This is a genomic window from Halomonas sp. A3H3, assembly GCF_000982975.1.
Classification (GTDB): Bacteria; Pseudomonadota; Gammaproteobacteria; order Pseudomonadales; family Halomonadaceae; genus Vreelandella; species Vreelandella titanicae.
The window spans coordinates 3292305-3303882 of the sequence record NZ_HG423343.1; the positions used below are offsets into that span (position 1 = coordinate 3292305).

The window sequence follows — 11578 nt, forward strand, 5'->3', positions numbered from 1 at the left end:
ATAAGACATCATTTTCGAGCGTAATGGTACGCCAAATTGAGTCTGGAGGGCACCCTGCAAAGGGTGTAGCACGGGTGCAAAGAGCGCTAATTGCTGCTAGAATGTCGCGGCTTATAGCGCCACGCTTTAACTTTGCGTTCTTCTTACAGCAAGGCATAACGGTAATGATCTTTTCACGTTTATTTCAGAAACTACCTATTTCAGGGCTGATGACTCCGCCCTAGGTTTTCCCCCTCCTCAAGAAAACGTCTGGCCTCGTTAATTGCGTTGTCATGGCGTTGCAGCATGCTACTGTCGGCCGCACCCTAGATTGCTCCAGCACTGACTCATTGGTTTGACGCCGCACGTCTTGTGTGTGCTGATGCGCCGCGTCGAGAGTTTGTAAAATCTTAACCTCCAGCCATGGACTCCCTGAATGTCTCTCTATACCAAGCAAGAGTGGTTTTCCAACATTAAAGGCGACACGCTTTCGGGAATCGTTGTCGCCCTTGCACTGATTCCCGAGGCGATTGCCTTTTCAATTATTGCAGGCGTTGACCCCAAAGTTGGTCTTTACGCTTCCTTCTGTATCGCGGTGGTCATTGCGTTCACGGGGGGGCGCCCTGGCATGATTTCGGCGGCGACGGGGGCTATGGCGTTACTGATGGTGACGCTGGTGAGAGAGCATGGGCTTGAATACCTGCTGGCCGCCACGCTGTTGACTGGTGTATTCCAGATTATTGCGGGTTACCTGAAACTCGCGGATTTGATGCGCTTCGTGTCACGCTCAGTGGTGACGGGGTTCGTTAATGCGCTGGCGATTTTGATTTTCATGGCACAGCTACCGGAGTTGACCGATGTGACTTGGCATGTCTATGCCATGACGTTGGCCGGATTGGGCATTATCTACCTGTTCCCCTATTTACCTGTCATCGGTAAGTCCATCCCCTCACCTCTGGTCTGTATTGTGGTGCTTACCGCGGTCTATATGATCAGCGGTATGGATATCCGCAGCGTCGGTGATATGGGGGAACTGCCTGATACGCTGCCTGTATTCCTGTGGCCAAGTGTGCCGCTGAACCTGGAAACGCTATGGATCATTCTACCTTACGCGATGATGCTAACCGTGGTCGGTCTGCTTGAGTCTATGATGACTGCCACCATTGTCGATGATCTGACCGATACGCCAAGTAATAAAAACCGCGAGTGCAAAGGGCAGGGAATTGCCAATATTGGCTCTGGACTACTGGGTGGCATGGCGGGCTGCGCCATGATCGGCCAATCGGTGATTAACATTAAGTCCGGTGGTCGTACGCGGTTATCGGCGCTGATTGCTGGCGTGGTGCTATTAATGTTGGTGGTTTTTTTAGCAGACTTGGTCTCGCAGATCCCTATGGCGGCGCTGGTGGCGGTAATGATTATGGTGTCGATCGGTACCTTTAGCTGGGAGTCGATTCGTGATCTTAAAAAGCATCCGATAAGCACCAATATTGTCATGCTGGCAACAGTTGCAGTTACCGTCAGTACACATAACTTAGCGATTGGTGTTTTTGTAGGCGTGCTGCTAGCAGCGCTATTCTTTGCTAATAAAGTGGGCAACATTCTCTACGTTGGTTCAAAAGAAGTGGAAGTCGGTAAGCAGCGTGAATATCAGGTGGTCGGCCAAGTGTTCTTCGCCTCTTCTGAGCGTTTCACGGCCGCTTTTGATCTTAAGGAAAGTATCGAGAAAGTGACGATTGATCTTTCTCGTGCGCATTTTTGGGATGTGACGGCCGTGCAGGCGCTGGATCGCGTGGTGATTAAATTCCGCCGTGAAGGTACCGAGGTAGAGCTTGTGGGCTTGAGCGAGGCCAGTGCGACGGTCGTGGATCGCTATGCGGTACACAACGACCCCGAAGCGGTTGAAAAGCTGATGGGCGGCCACTAACCAACGCAAGGAGAGCGACATGACAGATCAAGTATTAGCCGCTATTGACGGCTCCCAGTTTTCTGAAGGCGTCTGCGATTATGCTGCCTGGGCAAGCTTGGCTATGGATGCACCGTTAACCTTTGTGCATGTGGTCGACAACCACTCAGCAGTACCCGAAGAGCAGAACCTTTCCGGCAACCTGCGTTTCGGTGCCCGTGAAAGGCTGATGAAAGAGCTTTCCGAGCTTGATGAGCAGCGCGCTAAAGTGAATCGCGAGCATGGCAAGCTCATGCTGGAAGCAGCTAAAGAGCGCGCTATCGATGATGGAGTCAGCAACCCCACCACGCGCCAACGCAATGGCACCCTGGTGGAAAGCTTGTTAGAGCTTGAGGAAGACATACGGTTGCTGGTGGTGGGTAAGCGCGGTGAAACCGCCCACCAGGCCAGTGGCCACCTTGGCTCTAACCTTGAACGGGTGGCGCGTGAATTGCACCGTCCGATCCTAATGGTGCCGAAAACCTTCAAGCGACCTGAAAAGATATTGATGGCCTTTGACGGCAGCAAAACCGCCCGTAAAGGCGTCGAGATGCTGGCTCGTTCGCCGCTTTTTGCTGGCACTGAGTGCCATGTGCTGATCGTGGGTGCGGAAACGGCTGAACGCCGTTCCGAGCTTGAGTGGGCGTTAGGCATATTGCGCGATGCGGGCCACCAAGCCGAAGGCGCCATTCGTGCAGGCGAGGTAGATGAAGCCCTGCAAGCTTACGAAAAAGAGCATGGTATTGACCTGCTGGTGATGGGCGCTTATGGGCACTCGCGTATTCGCCACTTGCTGGTAGGTAGCACCACAACGGCTATGCTACGTGGTAGCCGCATACCGGTGCTGATTTTGCGCTAGGGCTCAATAAGCTAAAACTCAAAAAAAGCAGCAGCGCATAACCGTTTAGCTCGCTGTGCGTATTACCTTCGCAGCCGGCCCTCTTTCTTGAGTGAGCCGGCTTTTTAGTCTCTGCAGTGCATAAATGATCTCCATAAAATGATGCTAATGTTGCCATGCGCTTCTATGCTAGTAGTCAGGTTGTAACCTATTCACCCACTGGAATAGCGTAAGGAGCCTGCTGTGAACATGCCTATGTTGGAAAAAAAGCCTGTTGGCTTCGACGAAGCCTCTACTTCCCACCGTTTTGTTGCTGAGCTACTGGCCCAAGCCGATATTCATTTCGACGGGCACCGCCCCTGGGATATCCAATTGAATGCCCCCGGCGTTATTGATAGCGCTCTTTCGCGAGGCAATCTTGGGTTTGGCGAAAGCTACATGAAGGGGGACTGGAACGCCGATCGGCTTGATGAGCTGTTTTACCGCTTAATGCGTGCCCAGCTCGGGCAGCGTATCAAGCCCACTCAATTGATTTATCACTCTCTGCGTTCGCGCCTGCTGAATCGGCAAACGGTGAAGCGTGCCTGGGAAGTGGGCGAAAAGCATTACGATCTGGGTAATGACTTCTACGCGGCCATGCTCGATCAGCGCATGACCTACACCTGCGGCTACTGGAAAGATGCCAAAACCCTGGACGAGGCCCAGGAAGCCAAGCTCGATCTCGTCTGCCGTAAATTGCAATTAAAGCCAGGCATGCGCGTGCTGGATATTGGCTGCGGCTGGGGAAGCTTCATGGCCTACGCGGCTGAGCACTATGGTGTTGAGTGCGTGGGCCTGACTATCTCCAAAGAGCAAGCGGAGTTTGGGCAACGATTGATCAAAAAGGGCTTGCCGGTAGAGTTTCGACTGCAGGATTACCGCAATGAAAGCGAGCAGTTTGACCGTATTGTCAGCATCGGCATGTTTGAGCATGTGGGGCATAAAAATTATCGCGAGTATATGAACGTGGTTAACCGCTGCTTAAAGGATGACGGCCTGTTTTTGCTACATACCATCGGCAAAAACTTAAGCAACACGGTGACTGACCCCTGGATTGATAAATATATTTTCCCCAATGGCGAACTGCCCACCTTGGGGCAAATAGCTGATGCCGCCGAAGCACTGTTTGTGGTGGAGGATGTGCATAACTTTGGGGCTGATTACGACCGTACTCTGATGGCATGGCACAATAATTTCGAGAGGCACTGGCCCACATTCGAAAGCCAGTATGGCGAGCGTTTCTATCGCATGTGGCGCTACTACCTGCTGAGTTGCGCCGGTGCTTTCCGAGCCAGAGAAATTCATCTTTGGCAACTGGTGATGAGTAAGCAGGGGGTACTGGGCGGTTATTCCCGCGTTAGCTAATCGCTATCTAACACAAGCTAGGGATCTGGCAGTAGCTTATTGGGCACCCAGCGTAAGAGTGTCACCATACCAAATAGCTCTACCAGTGATTGAAACACCACCACCACAACCGCCGCCTGCCAAGCGCTGGGTAGCGTCAGGGCGATGGGCAACATCATAAAAGAGTTACGTGTACCAAAGCTAAACGCTAGCGTTCTAGCGCTGGCGGTGGGTAGCTTAAACAACTTGCCAAGCCCCTTACCCAATAGAGCTGCAAAGAGTAAAAAACCAATAAAAATAAACACCACCTGAACCAACACTTGGCTAAGGCCGAACACAGTGTTGACCTGGGAAGCGGCGATCATAAACACCACTAAGGCCAGTAAGGGCACTGGCAGTATTTCCAGGTAATACACGGTGCGTTTAACTGTCTTGTGACGCTGGGCTATGTACTCGGTTAACCAGGCGAGTGCTAAAGGCGTGAGAATAAGCCCTGCAAAAGCGCTCAATAGTTCTTTAGAGAGCGTTAGCTGAAACCACTCACTGCCCAGGAACAGCCACAAATAAACGGGTAACGCGACTAACTGCACCAGCAGCAGTAGTGGGGCGGCGGCAACGGCCCGAGCGCTATCGCCCTTGCCTAAATGCGTGAAGGTGATAAACCAATCGGTGCAGGGCACCAGCAGTACCAGTAAAACGCCTGCCAGCACGGCGGGGGAGAGTGGTAGCCAAATAACGGTAAGGGCTAAAAAGGCTGGAATGGCAATAAAATTACCGACCATCAACGCGGCCATAAAGCGTGTGTCAGCGAAGCTTCGGGCAATATGCAGCAAAGGAATTTGCGTAAAGGTGGCGTAAAGCAGCACCGCTAACAGCGGCCATAAAAAATGCGCTAGCGGCTCAGCGAATTGCGGTGCTCTGATGCCTAACGTTAGGCCTAAGCCAATGAAAATCAGGTAGAGCCAAGACTGATGCTTTTCCATCTGATCGCGCATGCTGGCACATCCTGTCGCTAACGGTTTTGCAATCGGGGCTGTTTTGCTAACGAAAAAGCGCCATGCGCTCACCCACCACGGCAGCGCCCAGCCAAAGGGGAAGGCTAACCACAATGTAAACCAGCGCAATCCCCGGGCGGTCTAACTGCACCAGATGTAGCGTCTCTAAGCTAAATAGCGAAAAGGTGGTAAAACCGCCGCAAAAACCGGCCACCAATAATGGCTGAAAACGCGCTAGCTGGCTGTGGGGGGAGCGCGAGAGGGTGGCGGCCAACCAACCGATTAAGCACGAACCCAGTACGTTAACAATGAGTGTTCCCCAGGGGAAATAGCCCCCTAGTGCTGCCTGGGATAATAGCGAAACGCCGTAGCGCAGCGCGCTGCCCACGCCGCTACCGACACCTACCGCAAGGTAAGCCTTCCAGGCGCTCATAAGGTCGCTCCTGACAGAGAAGCCCCTGATAACAACCAGCCCAGGGTGACCATGACTAAACCAAGCAGCAGCGTGGTGCCCACATTAATGCCTGCGCGGAGTTGCTGGCCGCCCTGCCATAGCTCAATGGTCTGCAAGCTAAAAGAGGAGACAGTGGTGTAGCCACCTAACACACCTCCGATGGTGAACAGCCATACAGAAGAGGGGGCGCTAGCGATACCTAGGCTGCCGAGCAGCCAGCCCGCTAGAAAGGCTCCGCTGGCGTTAACCGCCAGGGTTCCCCAGGGGAAGGCCTTGCCGAGATAGCGGGCGAGTAGATTGGAAACCGCAAATCGTCCCATCCCGCCCAGCGCGCCTCCTAGTGCGACTAACAGTACGCTTGTTAAGCCATGCCCCATGCTTTCCTCCGAGTCGCCAACTTCAATAGGCCGCTAAGTTTAGCATGTGCGTTTTATAGCGTCCGAAGCACGCAAGAACGTTTTAGGGTGTCGTGGGGCAATGAGTTCGTGTAGAAAAGGGTGAGAATATAAAAATAATGTTGATGCTCAAGGAGAATTACCTCATGTCAGATCGCGTGTTGGCAGCTATTGATAGTTCTCAGTTTTCAGAAGGCGTGTGTGATTATGCGGCTTGGGCCGCCCAAGCCCTGGATGCTCCGCTCAGTTTTATTCATACCGTGGATAACCATGCCCAAGTAGCTGAGCCTGATTTAACCGGTAACTTAGGATTAGGTACCCGAGAGCACCTGCTGGAAAAGCTGTCTGGCATTGAAGAGCAACATGCCAAAGTCTCCCGTGAGCGCGGGCGCCTGCTACTCGACGCCGCCAAGGAGCGCGCGGCCAACGCCGGTATTGCCGACCCGCAGTGTTTGCAGTGCAACGGTACTCTGGTGGAAACCCTGGTCGAGAATGAAAAAGATGTAAGGCTGTTAGTGGTAGGCAAGCGGGGCGAGACGGCGCACCAAGCTAGTGGTCATTTAGGTTCCAACCTAGAGCGCGTGGTGCGGGAAATGCATCGCCCGATTCTCATGGTGCCGAAAGAGTTTACTCAACCGCACAATGTGATGATGGCGTTTGACGGCAGTAAAACGGCTCGTAAAGGCGTGGAAATGCTGGCCAAAAGCCCGCTGTTTGAGGGTGCTACCTGCCACGTGGTGATTGTGGGCGCTGAAACCGCTGAAAACCGCTCGCAACTGAACTGGGCGCTGGAAACCTTACGCGAGGCCGGGCACTCCGCCGAAGGGGCGATACGCGCGGGCGAGGTGGAAGAGACGCTGCGTACCTATAAGCAAGAGCATGATATCGACATGCTGGTGATGGGCGCCTACGGCCACTCGCGGATCCGTCACCTGCTGGTCGGTAGTACTACCACCACAATGTTGCGTAATGCCCAGTTGCCGGTGCTGATTTTGCGCTGATTTCTGCACTTTTATGGCTCAGCCGGGATAGTGGAGGTTTCCCGCAGTACACGCTGAGCCAGTAGCCAACCGGCGATGATAAACAATAGCATGCCTAATAGAAGGGCATGAAAAGGTGCGCCTGCGCTAAGGGCTAACCCCAGTACGGCGGGCGCGACGCCGGTGGAGAACACCATGGCAGCGCTAAGAGCGGAGCGAACCCTCCCTAGGTGCTCAGCTCCCCATAGCTTGATCAGCAGACCCGATGCAATTAGCTCTTGCGCGCCCATGGCCAAGCCGCCCCCTACCATCAATGCCCAAATGCTGATATGCCCGCCAATGGTGAGTGCCATCACCATGGCAAAGGCGTAGGGGAGTAGGTAAAGGCGGGCTAGCTTTACGGGGCCTAGTTTATCCACCCAGCGGCCTCCTAATAAGGCCCCCGGCAGTTTGGCGATTCCCATGCCGGTCAGCGCCAGGGCGTAAACCGCCAGGGAGCTCTCCAGAGACTCCGTTAATTGCGCTTGATAGATAAACAGCCCCGTCATGGTGATGGGGAGGGCCATTAATAGTGGCATTAGCAGCCAAAAGCGTTTTTCGCGAAAGGGACGAGGGCCATGGGGCGTCTGCCTGGTTGGTTTAACGCCCGGTGCGTCGGGCCAAGGTGCTTTTAACAGTAGCCACAGCCAAGGCAAGGCGATGACGCCACACAGTAGCCACCAGAAGGTTTGCCAACTGCTCCAGATAAGCGCAGCCGCCACTAACGGGGGCAGCAGCGCTTCTCCCAGCGGTATCCCTAGGTTAGCCAGGCCAATGGCACGGCCGCGCATGGTGGAAAACTCTCGGGCAGCGAGGGTGTTACCCAAATGGGTCAACATGCCCTGGCCGCATAGCCGCACTATGCCAAGGCCGACTATCCCCAGCCACCACCAGGGCGATAAGGTAAGCAGTACAACGCCGGTTAACAGCAGTGACAAGACGATTGCCGCAAAGCGCTGTGGGTTAATCCAGTCGATGGAGGGCCCAAAGCGCAGCATGCAGAAACCCGCTATCAGGGTAACCACGGCATAGGCGGTGCCAAACTGGCCGACGCTAAGACCCAGGTGGTCTGAAAGGGGCGCTTGAAAAAGACCAATAAAGTAGCTCTGCCCAAGGCTTGAGCTAAACATCGCTAGAAAAGCGATACTGAGTACGCTGCGGTGATCGCGCAGCAGGGTGCGATAGCCCATCGTAACGTTCCCTTCGCGATCAAATAATTAGTAGGTTAACGATTGTTGGTAAATGATTGTAGGCTAGTGGGAGGTGCAGATGAATCACCCTGAGGTGGATATAGTCGTTATCCGTGAGAAATTACTTGCTCTTGACGCCACGCTCCGCGAGGAGAGCGCCAGCAGTGAAGAGTCCCGGGATACGGTGATGCTGGATCAAACGTCGGTAGGTCGGCTGTCGCGTATGGATGCAATGCAAGGGCAAGCGATGGCCAAAGCAGGCGAGCAGCGACGTCAGCTAAAGTTGAAGCAGATTGCCGCTGCCCTGCAACGCATTGAGAGTGAAAGCTTTGGTGAGTGTATAGAGTGCGGCGAATGGATTGGGGCCAAACGCCTCACCTGGGGCCCATTAGTGCTGAAGTGTATTGAGTGTGCTGATTAGACCCTGCTCCTTAAAGCCAAGCCGTTTACGCTTCGGCGGCAGCTTCTGGCTGCTGCTCAGTTGTCTGACCAGGATTAATCGTTGCGTTAATACCTGACAACAGTGCCTTGAGCGATGCACTCACGGTGTCGCTATCTTCGGCCACTGCGCAAAGCCGCTGGCCATCGATATTGAGCTGAACGAAGGCGATGGCATTGGCTTCACTGCTGGCACCCAGCGAATGCTCGCTGTAATCGATAATCCCTACACTACTGCCGGAGTGGCGTTGCCACGCATCGGTAAACGCCGACATCGCGCCGTTGCCCTTGCCAGAAAGGCGCAGCGTTTCGCCACCCTGTTTCAGCGTCAGCTCAATGCCTTCCTGCTGGCCTTTGGAGAGCTGGTAATCGATAAGCGTTAGCGGCGATTCCTGAGTGAAATTATTGAACATCACCTGGCGAATCATTTCGCTGGAGAGTTCGCTGGCGCGTTTTTCGCTCTCTTGCTGCACGTAAGGCGCCAAGGCCAGCATCATCCAGCGCGGCAGGTTAATGCCGTAATCCCGCTCAAGCAGGAAAGCCATGCCGCCCTTGCCGGACTGACTATTGACGCGAATCACCGCCTGATAGTCGCGGCCGATATCGTGGGGGTCGATGGGCAGATAAGCCACTTGCCAAGGCTCGTCGGGCTTTTGATGCTTGAGGGATTTACGAATCGCATCCTGGTGGCTGCCCGAGAAAGCGGTGTAGACCATCTCGCCCACCCAGGGGTGACGCGGGTGTATAGCGATACCGGTGCACTCGTTGACCACCTGAATGATTTCATCAGGGTTGGATAGATCCAGTTCAGGATCGATGCCCTGGCTGTAGAGATTCATCGCCAGAGTGACGATATCCATATTGCCCGTGCGCTCGCCATTGCCCAGCAGGGTACCTTCTACTCGCTCGGCGCCGGCCAGCAGGGCGAGTTCAGCAGAGGCTACCGCGCCACCGCGGTCATTGTGGGTGTGCACCGAGATAATCACGCTGTCGCGGCGGCTAATGTGCTGGCAAAAGTACTCAATCTGATCGGCGTGATGGTGCGGCCCGGCCACTTCCACCGTGGTGGGCAGGTTGAGAATGCATTTATTCTCTGGCGTCGGCTGCCACACATCCATCACCGCTTCGCAGATTTCCAGCGAAAAATCGATCTCGGTGCTGGAGAAACTTTCCGGGGTGTACTCGAAACACCACTCAATCTCGGGGTATTGGTCGGCGTAGGTTTTGACCCAGGTAGCCCCTTGTACCGCAATATCGACAATCCCGGCACGATCCATCTCAAACACCCGCTCGCGCTGAATGGTGGAGGTGGAATTATATAGGTGAACAATGGCGCGCTTGGCACCCACCAGCGAGGCAAAGGTCTTCTCAATCAGGTGTTCACGGCACTGCACTAGTACCGCTATGGTGACGTCATCGGGAATTTGATTCTCTTCGATCAGCCAACGCACGAAGTCGTAGTCGGGCTGGCTGGCCGAAGGAAAGCCTACCATGACTTCTTTAATGCCCACTTTAACGATCTGCTGCCAGAAGCGTTGCTTTTGCTCAACGGTCATCGGCTCAAGCAGCGCCTGATTGCCGTCGCGTAGGTCTTCGCTCACCCAGATCGGGGCATGATCCAGGTCACGATCTGGCCATTGGCGATTGAAGGCAGGTACGCGGGGCGCAGGGCGATATTTGCGATGATCAAAAGCAGACATGGTGAGTTTCCTAAAGGCGGTGAGTTGTTAAAAGCGGCCGCTTGTGGCGTATGCCGCATTGCTGCAGTGCCAGGGTGAGGCACTTTAAGGGGCTGCTTGTGGCAATGACTCTTGTGGTACTGAGCTATCTCTTACTGGACTATCTTTTACTAGCTATCTCGTACTTGACATAGTGTATGCGGAGAGCGACGAAAGGTTATTGCGAAAATGTAGTGTTATCGCCAATAATTGACATTAAATATCGCATAATTCGCTTTTATTGGTAGGAGCTGCTTTCTATGGCCGTAATGCCGCTGTCGCTTGATCGATTTGATCGCCATATTCTGGATATTGTGCAGCAGGAGGGGCGCATCAGTAATCAGGAGTTGGCTGATCGAATCGGGCTTTCGCCTTCGCCCTGCTTGCGCCGGGTGCGGGCTCTGGAGGAGCACGGCCTAATACTGCGCTACCGTGCGGAGGTCGATTCCCGCCAACTGGGCTATCAGTTAATGGCGCTGCTGCATATTTCCATGGATCAGCATACGCCGGAGCGCTTCGATAATTTTGAGCGCCATATTCGTGAGATACCCAACGTTATCGAGTGCCTGATCATTACCGGTCAGGCGGCGGATTTTCAGCTCAAAATCCTGGTGCGGGACATGGATGACTACCAACACCTGCTGTTGCATGTGATTAACCGCATCGAGGGTGTTACCGGCGCGCATACCAGCTTTGTGCTGCGGCGGGTCTTTGAGCATCGGCCGGTACCTACGGATCGGCTTTGATAAGAAGGCATAGTCAAGGGTAAGCCAAGCGGTTTAGACTGCTTTTCTTAAACCCACTAGCCTGGATTTCTCATAGCACCTCAGCCAGTACCGCACTCAGGCTAACACCGCTAAACACCTATTGGCTCGACTTACATCGGCTACTTTTTAACCACTTTTCGTCGTTCAGACACACCTCCCCCTTCCCCCCATTGCGTCGGGCCGGGGGAGCCCGAGCAGTCAGTTCGGCACCAACCGCCTGACGAGATCGGATAGCGCCGTTTTATAGGGGTAGCTGTCACTCATGAGTACGCGGATTCGGCGCGTATTGCGGATGATGACCGCGCCTACTTTGATGAGCTTGAGCCTCAGGTTGCTCGGACTCATGCGCGCGAAGGGCGTGTGCTTCAGGTAAGTCCGTAACCGCTCGAACAGTGTATAAGCGAAGCCCGACAAGATCAGCCGCCACTGATTGGCCCACCAGTGCGTGCTGGAGGTA

At 54.2% G+C, this 11578-nt stretch carries 12 protein-coding genes; 6 read left to right on the plus strand and 6 right to left on the minus strand.

What is annotated here, in order from left to right; translation table 11 throughout:
• Positions 1 to 415: 415 nt before the first annotated feature.
• From HALA3H3_RS14635 to cfa, 3 genes are all read left to right on the plus strand, one after another.
• Positions 416 to 1906, plus strand: a complete 1491-nt coding sequence (locus tag HALA3H3_RS14635) for a SulP family inorganic anion transporter (RefSeq protein WP_022522338.1) — start codon at positions 416 to 418, stop codon at positions 1904 to 1906.
• A 19-nt stretch (positions 1907 to 1925) separates the two neighbouring features.
• Positions 1926 to 2783 carry a universal stress protein gene (locus HALA3H3_RS14640; protein WP_022522339.1) on the plus strand — a complete coding sequence of 286 codons (858 nt, stop codon included), beginning with the start codon at positions 1926 to 1928 and terminating at the stop codon, positions 2781 to 2783.
• A gap of 222 nt (positions 2784 to 3005) precedes the next feature.
• Positions 3006 to 4166, plus strand: a complete 1161-nt coding sequence (gene cfa, locus HALA3H3_RS14645) for a cyclopropane fatty acyl phospholipid synthase (protein ID WP_009287341.1) — start codon at positions 3006 to 3008, stop codon at positions 4164 to 4166.
• Between the two features lie 17 nt (positions 4167 to 4183).
• On the opposite strand, the gene HALA3H3_RS14650 is transcribed toward cfa, so the two are convergent.
• Genes HALA3H3_RS14650 through HALA3H3_RS14660 form a run of 3 tightly spaced genes read right to left on the minus strand, consistent with a single transcriptional unit; the run spans position 4184 to position 5971 of the window.
• Entirely contained in the window at positions 4184 to 5140 is a 957-nt protein-coding gene (locus HALA3H3_RS14650) for an arsenic resistance protein (RefSeq protein ID WP_022522340.1), read from the minus strand.
• A 46-nt stretch (positions 5141 to 5186) separates the two neighbouring features.
• Positions 5187 to 5573 (minus strand): fluoride efflux transporter CrcB, encoded by a 387-nt coding sequence (gene crcB, locus HALA3H3_RS14655; RefSeq protein WP_022522341.1) that lies wholly within the window; start codon positions 5571 to 5573, stop codon positions 5187 to 5189.
• Positions 5570 to 5971: a fluoride efflux transporter FluC gene (locus HALA3H3_RS14660; protein WP_022522342.1), complete on the minus strand. Its 402-nt coding sequence runs from the start codon at positions 5969 to 5971 to the stop codon at positions 5570 to 5572. Before HALA3H3_RS14660 ends, crcB begins: the two co-directional genes overlap by 4 nt.
• Before the next feature lie 164 nt (positions 5972 to 6135).
• Between HALA3H3_RS14660 and HALA3H3_RS14665 the strand changes: the two genes are divergently transcribed.
• Positions 6136 to 6990, plus strand: coding sequence for a universal stress protein (locus tag HALA3H3_RS14665; protein WP_022522343.1), 855 nt, complete (start codon positions 6136 to 6138; stop codon positions 6988 to 6990).
• An 11-nt stretch (positions 6991 to 7001) separates the two neighbouring features.
• Here the strand turns inward: HALA3H3_RS14665 and HALA3H3_RS14670 are convergent, their stop codons facing one another.
• Positions 7002 to 8198, minus strand: coding sequence for an MFS transporter (locus HALA3H3_RS14670; protein ID WP_022522344.1), 1197 nt, complete (start codon positions 8196 to 8198; stop codon positions 7002 to 7004).
• 79 nt (positions 8199 to 8277) lie between these two features.
• Between HALA3H3_RS14670 and HALA3H3_RS14675 the strand changes: the two genes are divergently transcribed.
• Entirely contained in the window at positions 8278 to 8619 is a 342-nt protein-coding gene (locus HALA3H3_RS14675) for a TraR/DksA family transcriptional regulator (RefSeq protein WP_022522345.1), read from the plus strand.
• A 25-nt stretch (positions 8620 to 8644) separates the two neighbouring features.
• Here HALA3H3_RS14675 and HALA3H3_RS14680 read toward each other — a convergent pair whose 3' ends face one another.
• Positions 8645 to 10336 carry a 2-isopropylmalate synthase gene (locus HALA3H3_RS14680; RefSeq protein ID WP_022522346.1) on the minus strand — a complete coding sequence of 564 codons (1692 nt, stop codon included), beginning with the start codon at positions 10334 to 10336 and terminating at the stop codon, positions 8645 to 8647.
• Positions 10337 to 10614: 278 nt separating this feature from the next.
• Here HALA3H3_RS14680 and HALA3H3_RS14685 point away from each other — a divergent pair, with 278 nt between their 5' ends.
• Entirely contained in the window at positions 10615 to 11100 is a 486-nt protein-coding gene (locus HALA3H3_RS14685) for an Lrp/AsnC family transcriptional regulator (RefSeq protein ID WP_022522347.1), read from the plus strand.
• 219 nt (positions 11101 to 11319) lie between these two features.
• Here HALA3H3_RS14685 and HALA3H3_RS27405 read toward each other — a convergent pair.
• On the minus strand, positions 11320 to 11578 hold a 259-nt coding region (locus HALA3H3_RS27405; RefSeq protein WP_238326086.1), incomplete at its 5' end, for a transposase.